Source organism: Sphingomonas morindae (genome assembly GCF_023822065.1).
In the GTDB taxonomy this organism is placed as follows: domain Bacteria; phylum Pseudomonadota; class Alphaproteobacteria; order Sphingomonadales; family Sphingomonadaceae; genus Solisphingomonas; species Solisphingomonas morindae.
This window is the reverse complement of sequence record NZ_CP084930.1, coordinates 1591359-1612067: the sequence shown is the minus strand read 5'-3', so window position 1 is coordinate 1612067 and position 20709 is coordinate 1591359. Positions and strand designations below refer to the sequence as shown.

22 protein-coding genes are annotated in these 20709 nt (G+C 71.0%); 4 read left to right on the top strand and 18 right to left on the bottom strand.

Annotated elements, in window-relative coordinates:
- The first annotated feature begins 83 nt into the window (after positions 1–83).
- Positions 84–833 (top strand): electron transfer flavoprotein subunit beta/FixA family protein, encoded by a 750-nt coding sequence (locus LHA26_RS07875; RefSeq protein WP_252168158.1) that lies wholly within the window; start codon positions 84–86, stop codon positions 831–833.
- A complete protein-coding gene (locus LHA26_RS07870) occupies positions 830–1759 on the top strand; it encodes an electron transfer flavoprotein subunit alpha/FixB family protein (RefSeq protein ID WP_252168157.1) in 930 nt (309 codons plus the stop codon). Before LHA26_RS07875 ends, LHA26_RS07870 begins: the two co-directional genes overlap by 4 nt.
- A 20-nt stretch (positions 1760–1779) precedes the next feature.
- Here the strand turns inward: LHA26_RS07870 and nhaA are convergent, their stop codons facing one another.
- Together nhaA and LHA26_RS07860 are read right to left on the bottom strand one after the other, a co-directional pair.
- Positions 1780–2919, bottom strand: coding sequence for a Na+/H+ antiporter NhaA (gene nhaA, locus LHA26_RS07865; RefSeq protein ID WP_252168156.1), 1140 nt, complete (start codon positions 2917–2919; stop codon positions 1780–1782).
- Positions 2919–3716, bottom strand: a complete 798-nt coding sequence (locus tag LHA26_RS07860; RefSeq protein WP_252168155.1) for a DUF72 domain-containing protein — start codon at positions 3714–3716, stop codon at positions 2919–2921. The genes nhaA and LHA26_RS07860 overlap by 1 nt, the downstream gene beginning before the upstream one ends.
- Positions 3717–3956: 240 nt before the next feature.
- Here LHA26_RS07860 and LHA26_RS07855 point away from each other — a divergent pair, with 240 nt between their 5' ends.
- Complete coding sequence (locus LHA26_RS07855) at positions 3957–5699, top strand: mechanosensitive ion channel family protein (RefSeq protein WP_252168154.1); 1743 nt, start codon at positions 3957–3959, stop codon at positions 5697–5699.
- Between the two features lie 5 nt (positions 5700–5704).
- Here LHA26_RS07855 and LHA26_RS07850 read toward each other — a convergent pair whose 3' ends face one another.
- The 8 genes from LHA26_RS07850 to argH all read right to left on the bottom strand — a co-directional run bounded on the left by LHA26_RS07850 (position 5705) and on the right by argH (position 13943).
- Positions 5705–7792, bottom strand: a complete 2088-nt coding sequence (locus tag LHA26_RS07850) for a transglycosylase domain-containing protein (RefSeq protein ID WP_252168153.1) — start codon at positions 7790–7792, stop codon at positions 5705–5707.
- A gap of 176 nt (positions 7793–7968) precedes the next feature.
- Positions 7969–8784, bottom strand: a complete 816-nt coding sequence (locus tag LHA26_RS07845) for an APH(3') family aminoglycoside O-phosphotransferase (RefSeq protein ID WP_252168152.1) — start codon at positions 8782–8784, stop codon at positions 7969–7971.
- Between the two features lie 81 nt (positions 8785–8865).
- Positions 8866–9261, bottom strand: a complete 396-nt coding sequence (gene msrB / locus LHA26_RS07840) for a peptide-methionine (R)-S-oxide reductase MsrB (RefSeq protein ID WP_437441241.1) — start codon at positions 9259–9261, stop codon at positions 8866–8868.
- A gap of 31 nt (positions 9262–9292) precedes the next feature.
- Complete coding sequence (locus LHA26_RS07835; RefSeq protein WP_252168150.1) at positions 9293–10060, bottom strand: precorrin-2 dehydrogenase/sirohydrochlorin ferrochelatase family protein; 768 nt, start codon at positions 10058–10060, stop codon at positions 9293–9295.
- Positions 10061–10157: 97 nt separating this feature from the next.
- Positions 10158–11027 carry a UTP--glucose-1-phosphate uridylyltransferase GalU gene (gene galU / locus LHA26_RS07830; protein WP_252168149.1) on the bottom strand — a complete coding sequence of 290 codons (870 nt, stop codon included), beginning with the start codon at positions 11025–11027 and terminating at the stop codon, positions 10158–10160.
- A gap of 14 nt (positions 11028–11041) precedes the next feature.
- The gene (lysA, locus tag LHA26_RS07825) at positions 11042–12313 is read right to left on the bottom strand and encodes a diaminopimelate decarboxylase (protein WP_252168148.1); all 1272 of its coding nucleotides are present in this window, start codon (positions 12311–12313) and stop codon (positions 11042–11044) included.
- An 11-nt stretch (positions 12314–12324) separates the two neighbouring features.
- The gene (locus LHA26_RS07820; RefSeq protein WP_252168147.1) at positions 12325–12570 is read right to left on the bottom strand and encodes a hypothetical protein; all 246 of its coding nucleotides are present in this window, start codon (positions 12568–12570) and stop codon (positions 12325–12327) included.
- A complete protein-coding gene (gene argH / locus LHA26_RS07815) occupies positions 12567–13943 on the bottom strand; it encodes an argininosuccinate lyase (RefSeq protein WP_252168146.1) in 1377 nt (458 codons plus the stop codon). The genes LHA26_RS07820 and argH overlap by 4 nt, the downstream gene beginning before the upstream one ends.
- A gap of 16 nt (positions 13944–13959) precedes the next feature.
- Between argH and LHA26_RS07810 the strand changes: the two genes are divergently transcribed.
- Complete coding sequence (locus LHA26_RS07810) at positions 13960–14535, top strand: TlpA family protein disulfide reductase (RefSeq protein WP_252168145.1); 576 nt, start codon at positions 13960–13962, stop codon at positions 14533–14535.
- A gap of 14 nt (positions 14536–14549) precedes the next feature.
- Here the strand turns inward: LHA26_RS07810 and LHA26_RS07805 are convergent, their stop codons facing one another.
- Genes LHA26_RS07805 through sufC form a run of 8 tightly spaced genes read right to left on the bottom strand, consistent with a single transcriptional unit; the run spans position 14550 to position 20695 of the window.
- Positions 14550–15305 (bottom strand): glutaminyl-peptide cyclotransferase, encoded by a 756-nt coding sequence (locus LHA26_RS07805; RefSeq protein WP_252168144.1) that lies wholly within the window; start codon positions 15303–15305, stop codon positions 14550–14552.
- Positions 15305–16129: a 2,3,4,5-tetrahydropyridine-2,6-dicarboxylate N-succinyltransferase gene (gene dapD / locus LHA26_RS07800; RefSeq protein WP_252168143.1), complete on the bottom strand. Its 825-nt coding sequence runs from the start codon at positions 16127–16129 to the stop codon at positions 15305–15307. The genes LHA26_RS07805 and dapD overlap by 1 nt, the downstream gene beginning before the upstream one ends.
- Positions 16126–16794 (bottom strand): pyrimidine 5'-nucleotidase, encoded by a 669-nt coding sequence (locus LHA26_RS07795; RefSeq protein ID WP_252168142.1) that lies wholly within the window; start codon positions 16792–16794, stop codon positions 16126–16128. Before LHA26_RS07795 ends, dapD begins: the two co-directional genes overlap by 4 nt.
- A gap of 53 nt (positions 16795–16847) precedes the next feature.
- Entirely contained in the window at positions 16848–17201 is a 354-nt protein-coding gene (locus tag LHA26_RS07790) for a HesB/IscA family protein (protein WP_252168141.1), read from the bottom strand.
- Entirely contained in the window at positions 17201–17647 is a 447-nt protein-coding gene (locus tag LHA26_RS07785; RefSeq protein ID WP_252168140.1) for an SUF system Fe-S cluster assembly protein, read from the bottom strand. The genes LHA26_RS07790 and LHA26_RS07785 overlap by 1 nt, the downstream gene beginning before the upstream one ends.
- Positions 17644–18870, bottom strand: a complete 1227-nt coding sequence (locus tag LHA26_RS07780) for a cysteine desulfurase (RefSeq protein WP_252168139.1) — start codon at positions 18868–18870, stop codon at positions 17644–17646. The genes LHA26_RS07785 and LHA26_RS07780 overlap by 4 nt, the downstream gene beginning before the upstream one ends.
- Positions 18867–19955, bottom strand: coding sequence for a SufB/SufD family protein (locus LHA26_RS07775; protein ID WP_252168138.1), 1089 nt, complete (start codon positions 19953–19955; stop codon positions 18867–18869). The genes LHA26_RS07780 and LHA26_RS07775 overlap by 4 nt, the downstream gene beginning before the upstream one ends.
- Positions 19952–20695 carry a Fe-S cluster assembly ATPase SufC gene (gene sufC, locus LHA26_RS07770; protein ID WP_252168137.1) on the bottom strand — a complete coding sequence of 248 codons (744 nt, stop codon included), beginning with the start codon at positions 20693–20695 and terminating at the stop codon, positions 19952–19954. Before sufC ends, LHA26_RS07775 begins: the two co-directional genes overlap by 4 nt.
- Positions 20696–20709: the final 14 nt, after the last annotated feature.

Here is a 20709-nt window from a genome sequence, read left to right as displayed (position 1 = left end):
TACCTATACGTCAATCTGCTGCTACAGCGCCATCCGATACGGCGCGGCGGAGTCGCGCCGGCGCCGGAGAGAGGAGAGCCACGGTGAAGATCCTGGTGCCCGTGAAGCGGGTGATCGACTATAACGTCCGCCCGCGGGTCAAGCCCGATGGGTCGGGTGTCGACCTCGCCAACGTCAAGATGTCGATGAACCCCTTTGACGAGATCGCCGTCGAGGAGGCCATTCGGCTGAAGGAAAAGGGCGCCGCGACCGAAGTCGTGATCGTCTCCGTGGGGCCGGCCAAGGCGCAGGAAACCTGCCGCACCGGCCTCGCCATGGGCGCCGACCGCGCCATCCTGGTGCAGACCGACGATGCCGTCGAGCCGCTCGCCGTCGCCAAGATCCTCAAGGCCATCGCCGATGAGGAACAGCCCGGCCTGATCATCCTCGGCAAGCAGGCGATCGACGACGACAGCAACCAGACCGGCCAGATGCTCGCCGCGCTGATGGGCCGCCCGCAGGGCACCTTCGCCTCCAAGGTCGAGATCGCCGACGGCGCCGCGACGGTGACGCGCGAGGTGGATGGCGGGCTCGAGACGGTGCGGCTGACGCTGCCGGCGATCGTCACCACCGATCTCCGCCTCAACGAGCCGCGTTATGCGTCGCTTCCCAACATCATGAAGGCCAAGTCCAAGCCGCTCGCGGCCAAGACGCCGGCCGACTACGGCGTGGATACCAGCCCGCGCCTCAAGACGCTGTCGGTGGCCGAGCCCGCCAAGCGCCAGGCGGGCATCAAGCTCGATACGGTGGATGCGCTGGTCGAGAAGCTCAAGGCGATGGGAGTGGCGGCATGAAGACGCTTGTCTGGGTCGAGCATGAGGGCGGGCAGATCAAGGACGCCACGCTTGCCACAGTGACCGCCGCGGCCAGGCTGGGCGAGGTGCATCTTCTCGTCGCCGGCGAGGGCGTGGCGGGCGTCGGCGAGGCGGCGGCCTCGATCGCGGGCGTCGGCAAGGTTCATGTCGCCGACGCGGCCGACTATGCCCATGCCCTGCCCGAGGCGGTGGCGCCGCTGATCGTCCAGCTCATGGCCGATCACGACGCCTTTCTCGCGCCCGCCACCTCCACCGGCAAGAATATCGCGCCGCGCGTGGCCGCGCTGCTCGATGTGATGCAGGTGTCGGACATCCTCTCGGTGGAGGGCGAGCGCCGCTTCACGCGGCCCATCTATGCCGGCAACGCGATCGCCACGGTCGAATCGACCGACGCCAAGCTCGTCGTCACGGTGCGCGGCACCGCCTTCGAAAAGGCGGCGCGCAGCGGTGGCAGCGGCGTGGTGGAAGCGGTGCAGGGCCCCGGCGCCAGCGCCGATGCCGCCTTTGTCGGCGCCGAGATCGCCAAGTCGGAACGGCCCGAGCTCACCTCCGCCAAGGTGGTGGTGTCCGGCGGCCGCGCGCTCGGCTCGGCCGAGCAGTTCCACGCGCTGATCGATCCGCTGGCCGACCGGCTGGGGGCCGCGATCGGCGCCAGCCGCGCCGCCGTGGACGCGGGCTATGCGCCCAATGACTATCAGGTCGGCCAGACGGGCAAGATCGTCGCGCCGGAACTCTATGTCGCGGTCGGCATCTCGGGCGCGATCCAGCATCTCGCCGGGATGAAGGACGCCAAGACGATCGTGGCGATCAACAAGGATGAGGATGCGCCGATCTTCCAGGTCGCCGATATCGGCCTAGTGGGCGATCTCTTCACCGTGCTGCCGGAGCTTACCGCCAAGCTCTGATCGGGGCCGCGCCGTGTCCGTCAGCGGGCGCGGCGCAGCACCGCATAGCCGAGCAGCGCCGAGGCGAGTGAGCCCGCCAGCACGCCCAGCTTGGCCTGATCCATCAGCGCCGGATCGGCGAAGGCGAGGCCGCCGATGAACAGACTCATGGTGAAGCCGATCCCCGCGAGCAGCGACACCCCGTAGAGCTGGCGCCAGCTCGCGCCCCCGGGCGGCGTCGCGAGGCCTAGCGCCGCCATCCCCCGCACCGCCCCGAACACGCCGATCTGCTTGCCCAGCACCAGCCCCAGCGCCAGCGCCACGGCCAGTGGCAGCGGCGCCAGCAGCGGTGCCGATCCCAGCGCCACCCCGGCATTGGCGAAGGCGAAGAGCGGCAGCACGCCATAGGCGATGATCGGCGCCAGCCGATGCTCGATCCGCTCCAGCGGTCCGCCGTCGCGCGCCAGCGGCACGGCGAGCGCGGCGAGAACGCCCGCCACCGTGGCGTGCACGCCCGAGCGCAGCGTCGCGGCCCAGAGCAGCAGGCCGAGCGCGGCATAGGGCGCAAAGCGCCGCACGCCCAGCCGGGGCAGCGCGAACAGCAGCAGCGCCAGCGCCGCCGCCACGGCGAGCGCGAGGCCGTGCAACGCCTGGCTATAGCCCAGCGCGATGATCGCCACCGCGCCGATATCGTCCGCCACCGCGACGGTGGTGAGGAAGAGCCGCAGGCTCGCCGGCACGCGCGCGCCGAGCAGGTTCAGCACGCCCAGCGCGAAGGCGATGTCGGTGGCCGAGGCGATCGCCCAGCCGCGCGCCAGCCCCGGCACCGGCCCGGCGATGGCGAGATAGAGCAGCGCCGGCACCGCCATGCCGCTCGCCGCCGCCACCAGCGGCAGGCGCCGCGCGGCGGGATCGGCAAGATCGCCCACCCGCGCCTCGCGCTTCACCTCCAGCCCCACCTGGAAGAAGAAGAGCGCCATCAGCCCGTCATTGATCCAATGCTCGACCGCGAGCGGACCGAGCGGCTGGTGGCGCAGCGCCATGTAGAGCGGCGCCAGCGGCGAGTTGGCGATGACGAGCGCGGCGAGCGCGGCGAGGATCAGCAGCACGCCGGGCAGCCCGCCTTGCGGCACCAGATCGAGCGCGGCGGCAACCGGGCGGCGCAAGGGCGGCAGCGGCATCAGAGCGCGGCGATCGTCGCCAGGGCGGCGTGCGGGGCGCGCAGCTTGGCGCCGTTGATGTAGAAGAGAAAGGTGTCGCGTGGCCTGGCCGGCGCGGGATCGGCCGCGGCATGGGCGAAGGGCTGGTCGGGATCGCCGCCCGCCGCCCAGTCGCGCGCCAGCGCCGCGAAGCGCGCGATCTCGGGCGCGGCATAGCCGGTCGGCTCCTCGGCGCGCGCCGCCATCAGCCGCGCATAGCGGATCGGCCCGCTCGCATCGCCGATCGCCGGATAGTCGGACGAATCGGTGTGGACCAGCGCCACGCCGGCGGCGCGGATCAGCGCGATGAAGGCGGGATCGACAAAGCTTTCGTGCCGCACATCCACCACATGCTGCAAGGGCAGGCCGCCATGGGCTGCGGGCAGCAGCCGCAGAAAGGCGCCAAAATCCTCGGCATCGAAGCGCTTGGTGGGCATGAACTGCCACAGGATCGGCCCCAGCCGATCGCCCAGCTCGACCAGCCCCTGATCGAGGAAGCGCGCAATCCCCTCCCCGGCATCGGCCAGGACGCGACGATTGGTGCAGAAGCGCGACGCCTTGAGCGCGAAGACGAAGCCGTCCGGCGCCGCCTTGGCCCAAGCGGCGAAGGTGGCGGGCTTCTGCCGGGAATAATAGGTGCCGTTCACCTCGATCGCGGTGAGACGGCTGGCAGCATAGTCCAGCTCGCGCGCCTGCGGCCAGCCGGCCGGATAGAAGCTCCCGCGCCATGGCGGGAAGATCCAGCCGCCGATGCCGATGCGGATGCGCCCTGCCTGCATGCGCCCCTTGTGGGCGATCGCGCCACGCGCGTCCACCCATCCCGCCCGCCGCGCGCTGCGGGATCGTTCCGCCGGCCGGGCCGTTCGCCCGTCATGGCCGTGTCCCCGTCCCCCCCGCCGGCGTCGCCCGCCGCGCCCGCCCACCCTGTCGCGCTTCCACCCGCCGCCCCGGTGCAAGCCACTGCCTGGCAACAGATTTCCGCCGATAGCCAGCGCATCGCGTCGATCGCGCAGCGCCAATTGGCGCAGCCGCTGCGGGGCGGCGACGCGCCGGTGACGATGGTGGCGCTGGTGGTGGCGGGCGTGCTGCTGATGCTGCCGCTGCGCGTGCTGGCGATCCGGCTGGTGGCGCGTCTGCTCGGCCGGCAGGGCGATGGCAGCCTCAAGCCGGTGCTCCAGGCGGTGCTGTCGGTGCTGATCAGCCTGCTCGCCTTCGGCTTCGGCGCCGCGCTGATCCTGCACGGCGTCGAGGCGGGGCTGCCGCTGCTCGCCATCACCCGCCAGCTTGGGCAGACGGCGGTGGCGGGCGCCGCCACCTTTGGCTTCGCCTTCGGCCTGGGCCGCGCGCTGCGCGCCGAGCCGCCCGAGCGCCGGCCGCTGCCGCCCACGCTCGTGCCCGATCACGTCTATGCGCTCTATCTGCCGCTCTGGGGGCTGATGCTGGCGCTGTCGGGGCTCACCGAACAGGTCGCCGCGCTCACCCATGCCTCGGATTCGTCGCGGGCGCTGGCGCATGGGCTGGTGCTGCTGGTGGAGGCGCTGCTGCTTGGCGGCTTCCTCGTGGCGATCGGCCGCAGCCGCGATGCCGCGATGCGCGAGGCCGATTACAGCCCCGCCAGCGCCAGCCTCGCGCTCACCGCCCTCGCCTGGGGCGTGCTGCTGGTGGGGCTGATCGGCTTCCTGGTCGGCGCGATCAGCTTCGCGGTGCTGCTCTACCAGGAGCTGATCTGGGTGATGCTGGTGGCGGCCTTCGCGATGCTGCTGGTGCGCACCCTGGATGCGGCGATCGACTGGGGGCTGCGCGGCGATCGCGCGCCGCGCCGCTTCGCCACCCATGTCGTCGGCATCCGTCCCGAGCGGCTCAACCAGGCGGCGCTGCTGCTCGGCGCCGCCGCGACGCTGCTGATCTGGCTGAGCGCGATCAGCCTGATGATCGCTCCGCTCGGCAGCCGCGGCGTGGCGCTGGTGGATACGCTGCGCGGCGGCGCGCTGCTCGTCGAGCTGCGGCGGCTCCATGTCCGGCCCGGCACGCTCGCGGCGGCGCTGGGGGTGCTGATCGCGGGCGTGGCGCTGATGCGGATGCTCAAGCGCTGGCTGGACACGCGCTTCCTGCCCGCCACCGCGCTCGACACCGGCACGCGCGCGGCGATCGTCACCGGCATCGGCTATGCCTGCATCCTCGTCATCCTGCTCGCCGTCACCGCCGCTTTGGGCATCGATCTCAACAAGGTGACGCTGATCGCCGGCGCGCTCTCGGTGGGCATCGGCTTTGGCCTGCAATCGATCATCCAGAATTTCGTCTCGGGCGTGATCCTGCTCGCCGAGCGGCCGGTGAAGGTGGGGGACTGGGTGTCGGTGGCGGGCGCGGAGGGCAGCGTGCGCCATATCCGCGTGCGTGCGACCGAGGTGGTGACGGCGGATGGCAGCGTCGCGATCGTGCCCAACTCCTCCTTCATCTCCAGCGCCGTCACCAACCGGACCGGTGCCGGCATCGTCGGCCGGATCGAAGTGCCGGTGCGGGTCGGCGGCCTGCCGGGCGCGAAGGCCGCGCATGATCGGGTGCTGGCGCTGGTCGAGACGCTGGACGGGCTGCGCACCGATCCGGCGCCGCGCCTGCTCTTCACCGACATGACCGCCGATGGCTATGGCTTCACCCTGCGCGTCTATGCGGCGGCGGGGCAATCGCTCGCGGAGATGCGCAGCCGGCTGCTCTATGCGCTGGCCGACGGGCTGGGCGAGGATCTCAAAGTGACGCTCGGCTAGAGCGGTCAGCGTCGCCCGGACGGCGGCGCGGCATTCCGCCCGAGCACCGAATCCAGCCAGCGCTCGTCGAGATGCGCGCCGGTCGGCCCGTTGTTCACGGGCGGCGGCGGCGGGCCCTGCCAATCATCGTCATCGGCCGGCGGCGGCGCGGCGCGCGGGGCGCGGCGACCGGGGCTGCTGATCGAGGGATCCGGCAGGGGCGCGCCGGGATCGCCATCGGTGCCGTCGGCGGGCCGCTCGGGCATCACCGCCTGGCCATTGCCCTCCAGCGTGGGAATGCCGCTGTCGGGCGCGCCATAATAGGCCTCGTCATCGGGCTCGAGCTGCCATTCGGGCAGGGTCACGCCGGTCTGGAACGGGGTGACCGGGCGGTTGGCCACCGCCTCGCGCATGAAATCGGCAAAGGCGTGCGCCGGCGCACGGCCGCCATAGAGGCCGGGATTGGGCCGGGCATCGTCGCGGCCCATCCAGATCCCCGTGGTCAGGCCGGAGGAGAAGCCCAGGAACCAGCCATCCTTGTTGGACGAGGTCGTGCCCGTCTTGCCCGCCACCGGCCGGCCGATCTGCGCGGCGCGCGCCGTGCCGGTGTTCACCGCCGTCTGCAGCAGATCGGTCATCTCGGCGGCGACCCAGGGCGCGACCAGCACGCGCGGCTCGGGCGCGGCATGTTCGTAGAGCACGCGGTTGTCCGGGCCGACCACCTTGGTGATCGCATAGGGGGTGACGGCCACGCCCTGATTGTCGATCTCGGCGAAGGCGCGCACCATATCGATCAGCCGCACGTCCGAAGTGCCCAGCACCATCGAGGGATGGGTGTTGATCGGGGTGGTAATGCCGAAGCGCCGCGCCATATCGGCCACCGTCTCGAAGCCCACCATCTGCCCCAGTTTGGCGGCGACGGTGTTGAGCGAGAAGGCGAAGGCGGTGCGGATGTTGATCTGGCCGGAATAGGTGCGCTCGTCGTTGCGCGGGCTCCAGCCGTTGATCGTCACCGGTTCGTCGACGATCGCCTCGTCCGGCTTGTGGCCGGCCTCGATCGCCGCGAGATAGACGAACAGCTTCCAGGCCGATCCGGGCTGGCGCTGCGCCTGGGTGGCGCGGTTGTAGATCGAGGCGATATAGTCGCGGCCACCCACCATCGCGCGCACCGCGCCGTCGCGCTCCATCGCCACCAGCGCGCCCTGCAGGCCCGCCGGCGTATCGGCATGGATGGCGCGATCCGCCGAGCGCTGCATGTTCAGGTCCAGCGTCGTCCAGACGTCGAGCGGATCGGTCTGGTCGTCGATCAGCGTATCGAGCTGGGGCAGCGCCCAGTCGGTGAAATAGCGGACGCTGTTCTGCTTGGGCTCGGGCGCGAGGCGCACCGCCTCGGGATTGGCGGCGGCGGCTTCGGCATGGCTGATCGCGCCCGTCTCGACCATCGTCTCCAGCACCACGCCGGCGCGCCCCACGGCGGCCTGGGCATCGGCGGTGGGCGAATAGTTGGACGGCGCCTTGACCAGGCCGGCGATGATCGCCGCCTCGGCGAGGCTGAGATGATCGGCGCCATGGCCGAAGAATTTGCGGCTGGCGGCATCGATGCCATAGCTGCCGCCGCCGAAATAGACCTTGTTCAGATACAGCTCGAGGATCTGATCCTTCGAGAAGCGCCGTTCCAGCGCCAGCGCCACCACGCCCTCGCGCAGCTTGCGCGACCAGGTCTTGTTGTTGGTGAGGAAGACGTTGCGGGCCAGCTGCTGGGTGATGGTGGAGCCGCCCTGGCGCCAATGGCCGCGCTGCGCCCGCACCTCGACCGAGCGAAGAATGCCGATCGGATCGACGCCGGGATGATAGCGGAAGCGGCGATCCTCGACCGAGATCATCGCGTCCTTCATCACCTGCGGGATCTGATCGAAGCGCAGCCATTGGCCATAGCTCGGCCCGAGCGACACCAGCACCGTGCCATCCTGCGCGTGCACGCGAATCATCTGGCCGTTCTGCGATGTCTTGAGCTGATCGAAGCTGGGCAGCGAGCTCATCGTCACGCCCACCGCCACGGCGAGCGCGACCAGCGCCACCACCGCCAGCCCAAGGCCGATCTTCAACCCGGTCATTAAAAGGCGCACGAGGCGACTCCGTTCGCGACGGCGCGATCGCGGCGGCGTCGGCGGCTCTGCGGGCGGCGTCTGACGGATCGGGCGAGCCATGGAGGTGCCGGTGCTAGCCGCTCCACCGGCGCCCCACAAGCGTCCGGCGGCCGGGGGAGATTACGATCGCGTAATTCCCGCGCTCAGAAGAATTCGTCGAGGCAGCCATGGAAGGCGAGCCGGGCCGGATCGGGCGCGGCGAGGCCATAGGCGGCGAGAAAGGCCTCGCGCGCCGCGTCGCCGAACGCGCCAAGGCTTTGCCACAGGATCGCGATATCCTGATAGCGATCGGCGCGCCCGGCCAGGCCGACATCGATATAGCCGCTGATCCGCCCCTGCTCGATCAGGATATTGTCGAGCGAGAAATCGCCATGGGTGACGACCGGCTCGATCTCGGTCGGCACCAGCATCGTCATTTCCTCCCACAACTGCGCGGCACTCCAGCCGCGATGCTCGGGCGCGAAATCGTCCTCGTCGACAAGGCCGGCGATCATCCGCGCGCGCGCCTGGCCGAGCCGCAGGCCATGGCCGCTGTCGAACGGACAATCCCCCACCGGCAGCGCGTGCCACGCGGCGAGGCCACCGCCGAGCAGCCGCGCCAGCGCGGCGCGCTCGGAAGCGTCACGGGCGGCGGCGAGTTGCTGCCAGGCGGTGCGGCCCGGCACGGCGTCGGTCAACAGCCACGCCTCGCGCTCGGTGCGGACGAAGTGGCGCAGCCGCGGCACCGCGATGCGCGGCGCGAGCCAGACGAGCCGGGCCATCTCGTCCGTGACCGCGTCGGCGCAGGCGTCGGTGCCATGTTTGAGATAGAGATCGTCGCCCGGCGCGGCGTGCAGCCGATAGACCGCCGCGCCGGCCTCGCCCACCTGATCGCGGAACCAGCGCCGGCCGGCGAGCCGCTCCACCAGGCAGGACGGGACCCAGGGCGCCGTTACCGCACGCTCGCGCGCCTCGTCCATCCGCCCCGCTTCCCTGCCGACCCCGGCACCACGCCTACGCCGTGCCGGCCGCCGCGTGAATTCGGGGCTTGCCGCAGCGGTTCAGCGCGGCTCGAACCGCAGCGATGCCGAATTGATGCAGAAGCGCAGCCCGTCGGCGCCGGGTCCGTCCGGAAAGACATGGCCGAGATGGCTGTCGCAGCGCGCGCAGCGCACTTCGGTGCGCACCATGCCATGGCTGCGATCGACCAACGCATCCACCGCCGCGCGATCGACCGGCGCGGTGAAGCTCGGCCAGCCGCTGCCCGAATCATATTTGGTGTCGCTGTCGAACAGCTCGGCCCCGCAGGCGGCGCAGAGATATTCGCCGGTCTCGTGGTTGTTCCAGTAGCGGCCGGTAAAGGCGCGCTCGGTGCCCGCCTCGCGGAGGATATGATATTGCTCTGGCGTCAGCCGCTCGCGCCACTGCGCCTCGTCGAGTTTCCGCATGTCGTCCATGCGCGGGAGATGGGGAGGCGCGGCGCCACCGTCAATCCGCCCAGACCAGCCGCACCACCAGCCCGGATGCGTCCGCCGGCGGCTCGGGCGCGGCATGGCGCGCGGCATCGGCGCGGGCGCGATCAAGCAGCGCGGGCGGCATGTCGGCCGCGTGGCAGATCCAGTCGGCCTGGCCAAGCAGCCGCGCCGCGCGCAGCGTGAGCGCATCGGGATCGGGCGAATCGACCGTCACCGTCTCGATCCGCGCGGCCGGCACGGCCTCCGCCCCCGCCGCCCAGGCGTGAACGGCGTCGACGGGCGGATCCGCCAGCGGATCGAGCGGGCCGCCGGGCGCGAGCGCGGCATCGATCGCGCGGCGTCGATCGGCCGCGTCCGGCAGGCGCGCGCGCAGCACCGGCCGGGCGGCATGGAGCGCGCGGGCAAGCCCGCCCAGCCCCGCCGGCAGCCAGGCCTCCAGCCTCTGCCGCAGAGCCTTGGCGAGCCCGGCCGAGGCGCCCCCGGTGCCGATCGCGATCAGCAGCGGATCGCGATCGACGATCGCGGGCAGGGTGAAATCGCACAAGGCAGGCCGGTCGACCGCGTTCACCAGAATGCCCCGCGCGCGCAGCCGCGCCACCGCCGCCTCGGCCGCCGCCGGCTCCTCGATCGCGACGATGGCGAGCGCGGCGGGCGCGCCTTCCTCCGCCGGCTCGGCGCCGGCGCGGCGGAGCAGGCGGCGCTTGGCCTCGGCGGCCTCGCCCTGGCCGAGCACGATCACCGGGCGTCCCGCGAGGCGGACGAAGAGGGGCAGGCTGTGCATCGGCCCGGCATAGCCAAGCGCCAAGCGCCCCGCACGGCAAAAAGCCAGGACCATCCATGGACGGTCCTGGCTTATCGATCGTGGCGAGGAAGACGGATCAGAGCGTCTTCAGATAGTCCCGGAGGCCGGGGCCGACATCGTCCCGCTCCAGCGCGAGCGCGATATTGGCCTGGATGAAGCCCAGCTTCTCGCCGCAATCGTGGCGCGCGCCCTCGAACACATGGGCGTGGAAGGCCTGCTGGCCGATCAGCTTGGCAAGCGCATCGGTGAGCTGGATCTCGCCGCCGGCGCCATGTTCCTGCGTCTCGAGCAGGCGCATGACCTCGGGATCCAGAATGTACCGGCCGACCGCCGCGAGCGTCGACGGCGCGCTTTCGGGATCGGGCTTCTCGATAAAGCCCTTCACCTCGATCGCCGCGCCCTCGACCGCGCCGGGATCGACGATGCCGTAGCGCTTGGTGTGCGCCTTGGGCACGTCCACCACGGCGATCACGCTGCCGCCCTTGGCGTCGTAGGTGTCCATCATCTGCGACAGGCAGGGCTTGGCCGGGTTCCAGAGCAGTTCGTCCGGCAGCAGCACCGCGAAGGGCTCGTCGCCGGTCAGATGGCGCGCGCACCACACGGCATGGCCGAGACCCGACATTTTCTGCTGGCGGACGAACGCCGCCTCGCCCGGCCCGAGCCGCGTCTTGCCGACCAGCTCGAGAATGTCCTTCTTGTTCTTGGCGACGAGATCGGCCTCGATCTCGAAGGCCGTGTCGAAATAATCCTCGATCGCGCCCTTGCCGCGTCCGGTGACGAAGATCATCTGCTCGATCCCCGCCGCCAGCGCCTCATCCACCGCATATTGGATGAGCGGCTTGTCGACGATCGGCAGCAATTCCTTGGGAACGGCCTTGGTCGCGGGAAGGAACCGCGTTCCGAACCCCGCCACCGGGAAGACCGCCTTGCGTACCGCTTTCGCCATTACTGCTCCTGTCGTTACGGGTGCGTCCATTGTGGCATTATATCAGCGTCGATCAACGCCTCGATTGTCTGGCGGGCGCGAATCGTCGCCCATTCTGGCCCATTCACCAAAATTTCCGGGGTCAGCGGGCGGCTGTTATAGGTGCTCGCCATGGTCGCGCCATAGGCGCCGGCGGTGAGGAAGGCGACCAGATCGCCTCCTTCCACCCGGTCCATGCGGCGTTCGGTGGCGAAGGTATCGCCCGTTTCGCACACCGGCCCGACGATATTGGCGCTGAACAGGTCGCCGCGGGGCGTTACCGCGCGCATCGCGTGCCAGGCATCGTACAAGGCGGGGCGCATCAGATCGTTCATCCCGGCGTCGACAATGACGAAGGGGGTAGAAGCGCCCGGTTTCACCCGAATGACTCGGGTGAGCAGAATGCCCGCATTGCCCACGATCAGCCGGCCCGGCTCGAACAGCAGCTGCACGTCCCAGCCTTGCGTCACGCGCGCCACCATCGCGCCATAGGCGGCGGGGCTCGGCGGCGCGGGGCGGTCCGGATCATAGGGCACGCCCAGCCCGCCCCCGAGATCGGCATAGGCGATGGCATGGCCGTCGGCGCGCAGCGCGGCCACCAGCGCGCCGATCTTGGCGAAGGCGCGCTCCAGCGGCGCGAGATCGGTGAGCTGGCTGCCGATATGGACGGCGACACCGCGCACCGCGAGGCCCGGCAGCGCCGCGACGCGCGCATAGGCGGCCGGCGCGCTGTCATAGGGAATGCCGAACTTGTTCTCGGACCGGCCCGTCGAGATCTTGGCGTGGGTGCCGGCATCGACATCGGGATTGACGCGGAAGGCGACCGGCGCCGTGCGGCCCATCCGGCTCGCCACCTGCGAGAGCAGCGCCGCCTCCTCCTCCGATTCGAGGTTGAACTGGCCGATCCCCTCCTCGAGCGCGAACGCCATTTCCGCCTCGGTCTTGCCGACGCCGGAAAAGACGATCTTCTCCGGCGCGATGCCGGCGCGCCGCGCCCGGCGCAGTTCGCCGCCCGACACGACATCGGCGCCATAGCCGAGCCCGGCGAGCAGGCTGAGCACCGCCACATTGGGATTGGCCTTGACCGCGAAGGCGATCAGCGGCGCGCCGCGGCCCAGCCCCGCCACCGCGTCCGCGAACACCCGCGCGTGGCGGCGGATCGTGGCGGTGGAATAGACATAGGCGGGGGTCCCTACCGCCTCGGCGAGGCGGACGAGCGACACGTCCTCGGCGTGGAGCACGCCGTCGCGCAGGGTGAAATGATCCATCGGGTCGGGCCTCAGCGCGGCGGCGGCAGGTCGAAGCGATCGGCGTCCAGCCGCTTGCTCTTGCTCACCAGCTCGTTGAAGCGCAGCGGCCGGCTCTGCGCATTGGGGGTGAGCAGCGCCGCCGCGCTCGGCTGGCTCGGCGCGGTCGCGGGCTTGACCGGCAGGGGCTGGCCCGCGACCGGGCGCAGCACATCCTTCTTGCCGCAGCCGGCGACGGCGAGCGCCAGCAGCGCGGCGAGGGCGACGCGCCGGCTCACGCGCCCGCCTCCAGCGCCGCGCGGGCGCGCGCCACCGCCTCGCGCACGCGCTCGGGCGCAGTGCCGCCCTCGCTGGCGCGTGCGGCGACCGAGGCATCGATCGAGAGCGCGGCCTGCACGCCTTCATCGATGCGCGGATCGATGGCCTGCAGCGCCTCCAGCGACAAATCGGACAAGGCGCAGCCCTGCTGCTCCGCCAGCTTGACCGCCGCGCCGGTGATGTGGTGCGCCTCGCGGAAGGGGACGCCCGCCACGCGCACCAGCCGGTCGGCCAGATCGGTGGCGGTGATGAAACCGGCCTCGGCGGCGGCGCGCATCCGCTCGGGCCGGAAATCGAGCGTCTCGATCATCCCCGTCATCGCCGCGATCGACAGGGCGAGCAGATCATGCGCCTCGAACACGGGCGGCTTGTCGTCCTGCATATCCTTGGAATAGGCGAGCGGCAGGCCCTTCATCGTGATCATCAGCGCGGTCAGGCAGCCGGTGATGCGGCCGGCATGGCCGCGCACCAGCTCGGCCGCGTCCGGGTTGCGCTTCTGCGGCATGATCGACGAGCCGGTCGACCATTGGTCGGGCAGGCGGACAAAGCCGAAGGGCTGCGAGGCCCAGAGCACGATCTCCTCGGCCAGCCGCGACAGGTGCAGCGATGCCTGCGCCGCCGCCATCAGATAATCGAGCGCGAAATCGCGGTCCGACACCGAATCGAGCGAATTGGCGGTCGGCCGGTCGAACCCGAGCGCGGCGGCGGTGGCGCGGCGATCGATCGGAAAGCCGGTGCCCGCCAGCGCGGCGGCGCCGAGCGGGCATTCGTTGAGCCGCGCGCGCGCATCGCGGAAGCGCGAGCGATCGCGGCGCACCATCTCGTAATAGGCGAGCAGGTGATGGCCGAGCGTGACCGGCTGCGCCGCCTGCAAATGCGTATAGCCCGGCATCACGGTGGCGGCATGCGCGTCGGCGCGCGCCACCAGCGCCGTCTGGAGCGCCTTCAGCCCCGCATCCACCGCATCGATCGCGTCGCGCACCCAGAGGCGGAAATCGGTTGCCACCTGATCGTTGCGCGAGCGCGCGGTGTGGAGCCGCCCGGCAACCGCGCCGATCTCCTCGGCGAGCCGGCTCTCGGTCGCCATATGGATATCCTCGAGCGCGAGATCCTCCGGCACGCCCTCGGCGGCATAGACGGCGGCGACGCGATCGAGCCCGTCGGCGATGCGGGCGGCATCCTCCGGCGAAACGATGCCCTGCGCGCCAAGCATGGCGACATGCGCCTTGGAGCCGGCTATGTCCTGCCGCCAAAGCCTCTTGTCGAACGGGATCGAAGCGTTGATCTCGCGCATCACCGCGGCCGGGCCTTCGGCGAAGCGCCCGCCCCACATCTGATTGGAGCTCGTCGTGCGCTCGCTGATCGCCTGTCTCCCGCTGATGGCCGTGCTGGCGCTGGTCGCCGGCTGCGATAAAGCCAAGCCACCGGCGGAGCAAGCCGCCCCGACCACCACCGGCCCGGCGCCCGCCGCCGGCCCGGAGGGCAGCCATCTGGATCGCAGCCACAAGGGCATGGCGCTGCCGGCGCTGCCCTTCGCCGCGCCTGGCGGCGCCCCGGCCACGCTCGGCGCCTATCGCGGCAAGCCGGTGCTGCTCAATCTTTGGGCGACTTGGTGCGGCCCCTGCATCAAGGAATTGCCGACGCTCGACGCGCTCGCCGCGCACGCGCCCGGCGGCCTGGCCGTGGTGGCGATCAGCCAGGATAGCGGCGGCGACAAGCAGGTCGCCCCCTTCTGGCGGCAGAAGGGATATAAGGCGCTGGTGCCCTTCACCGATTCGCGCATGGGGCTGATGACGGCGCTGCAGGCCGATGTGCTGCCCACCACCATCTTGTTCGACGCGCGCGGCAAGGAAGTGTGGCGGCTGACCGGCGGCAAGGACTGGACCAGCCGCGAGGCCGCCGCGTTGCTCGCCGAGGCGCGCTGAGCGGCCGCCCGCGCTCAGCCCTTGGGCGGCGCGATCTGGAACAGCAGCGGCCAGTTCTTGCCCGTCACGAACAGCCGCCGCCGCGCCTTGTCCCACGCGATGCCGTTGGGTACGGCGTCGGGATCGGCCGCATGCGCGCGCGCGCGCAGCCCCGATACGTCGATCCAGCCCACCACATGGCCGGTCGCCGGATCGATCCGCGCGATCATGTCGGTCAGCCAGATATTGGCGAGAATCTCGCCATCGACATATTCCAGCTCGTTGAGCTGCGAGAGCGGCGCGCCCTCGGCGGTGACGGCGATGCGGCCCGTCTCGCGCAGCGTCTTGGGATCGAGCAGGCGCAGCGTCGCGGTGCCGTCCGACATGATGAGGTGGCGGCCATCGCTGGTCAGCGCCCAGCCTTCCCCCGGATAGTGCCACTGGCCGAGCTTGCGGAAGCCGTCGAGCGTCCAGCGATAGCCGACGCCGCCGCGCCAGGTGAGGCTGATCAGCTGCTTGCCCCAGGCGACGATGCCTTCGCCGAAATCGGGCGGCGGCACCGTCACGCTGCGCCGGACGACGCCGGTCTCGGGATCGACCAGCCGGATCGTCGACCGGCCGACCAGCCCCGTACTCTCGTAGAAGCGGCCGTCCTTGTAGAAGAGGCCCTCGGTGAAGGCGCCGGGATCGTGCGGGAAGCTGGCGATCGGCATGGCGTGATCGATCGGCAGCGCCGCCGGCGCGGCGGGCGCCAGCCAGGCTGCGAGCAGCAGGGCGGCCAGCCGGCGCATCAGTCGCGCAGCAGCTCGTTGATGCCGGTCTTGGCGCGCGTCTGCGCGTCCACGGTCTTGACGATGACCGCGCAATAGAGGCTGGGGCCGCCCTTGGGATCGGGCAGCGTGCCGGGCACCACCACCGCATAGGGCGGCACCTCGCCGCGCCGCACCACGCCGGTCGCGCGGTCGACGATCTTGGTCGAGGCGCCGAGATAGACGCCCATCGAGAGCACCGCCCCCTCGCGCACGATCACGCCTTCCGCCACCTCGGCGCGGGCGCCGATGAAGCAGCCATCCTCGATCACCACCGGATTGGCCTGGAGCGGCTCCAGCACGCCGCCGATGCCGGCGCCGCCGGACAGATGCACGTTGCGCCCGATCTGGGCGCAGCTGCCCACCGTCGCCCAGGTGTCCACCATCGTGCCCTCGCCCACATAGGCGCCGATGTTGACGAAGCTCGGCATCAGCACCGCACCGCGTCCGATATGCGCGCCCCGCCGCACGATCGCGCCCGGCACCGCGCGGAAACCGGCGGCGCGGAACTCGGTCTCGTCCCAATGGGCGAATTTGGAGGGCACCTTGTCGAAGGCGGGGCCGCCCGCCGAGCCGCCCATGATGCGCTCATTGTCGTTCAGCCGGAAGGACAGCAGCACCGCCTTCTTCAGCCACTGGTGCACCGCCCAATGGCCGTCGGCGTCGCGCTCCGCCACGCGGAAGCGGCCCGAATCGAGGCCGGCCAGCGCCTCCTCCACCGCCGCGCGGACCGGACCGGTGGTGGCCAGGCCGAGATCCTCGCGCGCCTCCCAGGCGGCCTCGATGGTGGCGGCAAGCTCGGTCACGCGGCGTCTCCCAGAAGTTCGTGCAGCCAGTCGGCCAGATCGGTGATGGTGAAGTCGATAAAGCTGCGATCGGCGTCGTGGCCCTGTTCGGAGCCATTGTCGATCCACACGGTCGCCATGCCGATCGCCTTGGCGGGCTTGAGGTTGCGGGCCATGTCCTCGACAAAGCAGGCGCGGCGCGGATCCACCTTCTGCGCGGCGCAAAAGCCCGCATAGGCCGAGGGATCGGGCTTGGGCCGATAGGCGCAGGCGTGGATATCGTGGATCGCCTCGAACGTCTCGGAGAGGCCGAGCTTCCCGAGCACGCGGCGCGCATAGGGTTCGTCGCCATTGGTGAAGACGAGCTTGCGGCCGGGCAGCTGCGCGATCAGCCGCGCGAGGCGCCGATCCTCGGCGATCGCGTCCAGCTCGATCGCATGGACATCGGCGAGGAATTCGTGCGGGTCCACCGCATGCTGGCGCATCAGCCCGCTCAGCGTGGTGCCATGCTCCTGGAAGAAGCGCTTCTGCACCGCATAGGCCGAGGCCTCGTCCAGCCCCAGGGTGCGCGCCACATAGGCCGTCATGCGTTTGTCGATCTGCCCGAACAGATCGGCGCTGGCCGGATAGAGCGTGTTGTCGAGATCGAAGATCCAGGCTTCGACATGGGCGAGCGCGGGGTGCATGGGGCCGCGCTTTTCGTCTGTTCGGCGCGCGCTGGCAAGCGCCGAACAGAGGCTCACACCATGAAGCTCTCGCCGCAGCCGCAGCTGCCCTTGGCATTGGGGTTCTCGAACACGAAACCGGCGGTGAAATCATCCTCGCGCCAGTCCATGGTCGAGCCGATCAGATAGAGGATCGATCCGGCATCGACGAAGAAGCTGCCGCCCGCCGTCTCGATCCGCTCGTCCAGCGGATCGGCCGAGGCGACATAGTCCACCGAATAGGCGAGGCCCGAACAGCCGCGGCGCGGCGTGGACAGCTTGACGCCGATCGCATCCTCGGGCGCGCGCGCCATCAGCAAGGCGATCCGCGCCTCGGCCGCAGGGGTGAGCAGCAGCGCGGCCGGGCGCTGGCGGGTGCGGGTGGTCATCAGAGCATCCCCAGTTCGAGCTTGGCCTCGTCCGACATCTTCTGCGGATCCCAGGGCGGATCCCAGACGAGATTGACCTCGGCGGTGGCGACGCCGGGCACCTGCGCCACGCGCAGCTCCACCTCGCCCGGCATGCTCTCGGCCACGGGGCAATGCGGCGTCGTCAGCGTCATCGTCACCGCGACATGATCGCCCGCCACATCGACCCCATAGACCAGGCCGAGATCATAGATGTTCACCGGGATCTCGGGATCGTAGATATCCTTGAGCGCGTCGATCACCCCGTCATACAGCGTGCCGCCCGGCTCGCCCGGCGCCAGCGGCGGCGCCTGCTGACGCAGAAAGCCGTCCAGATAGTCCGGCTGGCGGACATCGGCATCGCTCAGCCGCGGCCGTTGCGGCTTGTCGGGCGCGGCGCCCAATTCCTCGACCTGCACGTCGCTCACCCGAAAATCCTCGCTACCCGCTCGATACCATCGACCAGCGCGGCGATGTCCGCCGGGCCGTTATACACGCCGAAGCTCGCCCGCGCCGTCGCCGGCACGCCGAGCGCCGCCATCAAGGGCTGCGCGCAATGATGCCCGGCGCGGATCGCCACCCGACCCTCGTCCAATATGGTGCCGACATCATGGGGATGCACCCCCTCGACCGCGAAGCTGACGATGCCCGCCGAGTCGGCCGGCCCGAACAGCCGCACGATGTTCATGCGGCCCAGCGCGGCGCGCGCCTCGGCCACCAGCGCCGATTCATGCGCATGGATGCGATCGAGCCCGATCGCCTCGACATAGTCGATCGCGGCGTGCAGCCCGAGCGCGCCGACGATATGCGGCGTCCCCGCCTCGAAGCGCGCGGGCGCCGGCAAATAGGTGGTGCGCGCGAAGCTGACCGTATCGATCATCGATCCGCCGCCCTGATAGGGCGGCATCGCCTCCAGCAGCGCGGCGCGCGCCCACAGCACGCCGATCCCGGTGGGGCCGTACAGCTTGTGGCCGGAAAAGGCGTAGAAGTCGCAATCCAGCGCGGTCACGTCCACCGCCAGCCGCGCGACCGCCTGGCAGCCATCGACGAGCAGCTTGGCGCCGACGCCATGCGCCAGCGCGGCGGCGCGGCGCACATCGAGCACCGAGCCGAGCACGTTGGAGACATGGGCGAGCGCCACCAGCTTGTGCGCCGGGGTCAGCATCCGCTCGGCCGCGTCCAGATCGATCCGGCCGTCGGCGGTGAGCGGGCACACGTCGATCACCGCGCCCGTCTTTTCGGCGGCCAGCTGCCACGGCACGATGTTGGAGTGATGCTCGAGCTGGCTCAGCAGGATGCGATCGCCCGGCTTGAGCTGCACCGCCGCCCAGCATTGCGCGACGAGGTTGATCGCCTCGGTGGCCCCGCGCACGAACACGATCTCGGACTCGGCGCCGGCGCCGATGAAGCGCGCCACCCGCCGCCGCGCCGCCTCATAGGCCAGCGTCATGTCGGCCGAGCGCTGATAGACGCCGCGATGCACGGTGGCGTAGGTTTCGCCATAGGCACGGGTGATCGCCTCGATCACCGGACGCGGCTTCTGCGCCGTCGCGGCGGTGTCGAGATAGGCCCAGCCGGCGGGAATGGCGGGAAAGTCCGCGACGAGATCGAGCGGGCGATCGGCCTCGGTCACGGCCTCGGTCACGGTCATAGCGCCGCCTCCAGCCAGGCCTCGGCATCGGCCCGGAAGGCCTCGCGCACCGCCGCCTCGCCGATCCGATCGAGCGCGTCGGCCACGAAGGCGCGGGTCAGGAGGCCGCGCGCGCGGGCGCGGGGAATGCCGCGGCTCTGGCAGTAGAAGAGCGCCTGCGCATCCAGCTCGCCCACCGTCGCGCCATGCGCGCACTTCACGTCATCGGCGAAGATTTCAAGCTCGGGCTTGAGGTTGATCGTCGCGGTGCGATCCAGCAACAGGCCGCGCAGCGATTGCTCGCCATCGGTCTGCTGCGCGTCGCGCGCGACCTCCACCCGCGCCGCGAGGCTGGCGACCGCCTGATCCGCGGCGACGGCGCGCCAGGTCTGCCGGCTCTGCCCGGCGGCCGCGGCATGGCGCAGCACCACCGCCGCCTCCTGGCGCTGGCGCCCGCGCGTGAGCAGCGCGCCGCCCACCTCGGCAAAGGCCTCGGGCGCGCCGAGCGTCACCTCGGCATCGAAGCGGAGATCGCCCCCGCCCGCGCCGAGCGCGACGGTGACGAGGCTCGCCCCCGCGCCCAGCTGCGCCTCGTCGCGCAGCGAGACGAAGCCGTCCGCCTGCGCGATCCGCACCGCGCGCATCAGGCGCGCGCCCTGGCCAAGGCGGATCGCGGTGAAGCGATTGGCCCAGCCGTGCCCGGCGAAGCTCTCCACCAGGCTCGCCTGCGCGCCATCGGCGAGGCGGATCTCGGCGGGCACATGGCTGGCGCCGCCCGAGCCGAGATGCACGATCTCGATCGGCCCGGCGGGCGCGGCATCGGCGGCGAGCGTCAGCGTCCAGCCGGTCGCGCCGCGCGTCAGCTGACCGAGCGCATGGCCGCTCACCGCCGAAACCGGCCCGATCGCGAGCCCGGCGGGGCGCGAGGCGGCCGCGTCCAGCACGCCGTCCACGAACACGAGGCGCGGCCCCGCGCCCTCCAGCAGCCAGTCCGACGCCGGCGGCGTCCGGCCGCTCGGCCGCGCCTCGGCCAGCGCCGGCAGCCCGCTCAGATCGGCCCAGCGCCACGCCTCCTCGGCGCGGGCCGGCAGCGCCAGCGCGCTCATGCGAGCACGCCCTGATAGCCCTCGCGCTCCAGCGCATGGGCGAGTTCGGGGCCGCCGGTCCGCACGATGCGGCCGCCGGCGAGCACATGGACGACATCGGGCGCGACATAATCGAGCAGCCGCTGATAATGGGTGATCAGCAGCACCGCCTTGTCGGGCCGGCGCATGATGCGGTTGATGCCCTCGCCCACCACGCGCAGCGCGTCGATGTCGAGGCCGCTGTCCGTCTCGTCGAGGATCGCGAGACGCGGATCGATGATGCCCATCTGCACCATCTCGTTGCGCTTCTTCTCGCCGCCCGAGAAGCCGACATTCACCGGCCGCTTGAGCATCTCCGCGTCGAGCCCGAGCGCATCGGCCTCGGCGCGGGCGCGCTTGAGGAAATCGCCGCCCGACAGCGGCGCCTCGTCGCGCAGCCGGCGCTGCGCGTTGAGCGCCTCGCGCAGGAACTGGACGTTGGACACGCCGGGGATCTCGACCGGATATTGGAAGCCCAGGAAGAGGCCGGCGGCGGCGCGCTCATAGGGCTCCATCGCGAGCAGATCGACGCCGTCGAGATGGGCCGTGCCGCCCGTCACCTCATAGCCGTCGCGGCCGCCCAGCACATAGCCGAGCGTGGACTTGCCGGCGCCGTTCGGCCCCATGATCGCGTGCACCTCGCCGGCCTTCACCTCGAGGCTCAGCCCCTTGAGAATTTCCTTGCCATCGACTTCGGCGCGCAGGTCTTCGATCTTCAGCATCTGCTCTTCCCTTC

Coding starts and splice junctions, on each gene's coding strand:
- LHA26_RS07870 (WP_252168157.1), top strand. CDS start 830: ATGAAGACGCTTGTCTGGGTCGAGCATGAGGGCGGGCAGATCAAGGAC.
- nhaA (WP_252168156.1), bottom strand. CDS start 2,919: ATGCCGCTGCCGCCCTTGCGCCGCCCGGTTGCCGCCGCGCTCGATCTG.
- LHA26_RS07860 (WP_252168155.1), bottom strand. CDS start 3,716: ATGCAGGCAGGGCGCATCCGCATCGGCATCGGCGGCTGGATCTTCCCG.
- LHA26_RS07850 (WP_252168153.1), bottom strand. CDS start 7,792: ATGACCGGGTTGAAGATCGGCCTTGGGCTGGCGGTGGTGGCGCTGGTC.
- LHA26_RS07845 (WP_252168152.1), bottom strand. CDS start 8,784: ATGGACGAGGCGCGCGAGCGTGCGGTAACGGCGCCCTGGGTCCCGTCC.
- msrB (WP_437441241.1), bottom strand. CDS start 9,261: ATGGACGACATGCGGAAACTCGACGAGGCGCAGTGGCGCGAGCGGCTG.
- LHA26_RS07835 (WP_252168150.1), bottom strand. CDS start 10,060: ATGCACAGCCTGCCCCTCTTCGTCCGCCTCGCGGGACGCCCGGTGATC.
- galU (WP_252168149.1), bottom strand. CDS start 11,027: ATGGCGAAAGCGGTACGCAAGGCGGTCTTCCCGGTGGCGGGGTTCGGA.
- lysA (WP_252168148.1), bottom strand. CDS start 12,313: ATGGATCATTTCACCCTGCGCGACGGCGTGCTCCACGCCGAGGACGTG.
- argH (WP_252168146.1), bottom strand. CDS start 13,943: ATGTGGGGCGGGCGCTTCGCCGAAGGCCCGGCCGCGGTGATGCGCGAG.
- LHA26_RS07805 (WP_252168144.1), bottom strand. CDS start 15,305: ATGCGCCGGCTGGCCGCCCTGCTGCTCGCAGCCTGGCTGGCGCCCGCC.
- LHA26_RS07795 (WP_252168142.1), bottom strand. CDS start 16,794: ATGCACCCCGCGCTCGCCCATGTCGAAGCCTGGATCTTCGATCTCGAC.
- LHA26_RS07790 (WP_252168141.1), bottom strand. CDS start 17,201: ATGACCACCCGCACCCGCCAGCGCCCGGCCGCGCTGCTGCTCACCCCT.
- LHA26_RS07780 (WP_252168139.1), bottom strand. CDS start 18,870: ATGACCGTGACCGAGGCCGTGACCGAGGCCGATCGCCCGCTCGATCTC.
- LHA26_RS07775 (WP_252168138.1), bottom strand. CDS start 19,955: ATGAGCGCGCTGGCGCTGCCGGCCCGCGCCGAGGAGGCGTGGCGCTGG.
- sufC (WP_252168137.1), bottom strand. CDS start 20,695: ATGCTGAAGATCGAAGACCTGCGCGCCGAAGTCGATGGCAAGGAAATT.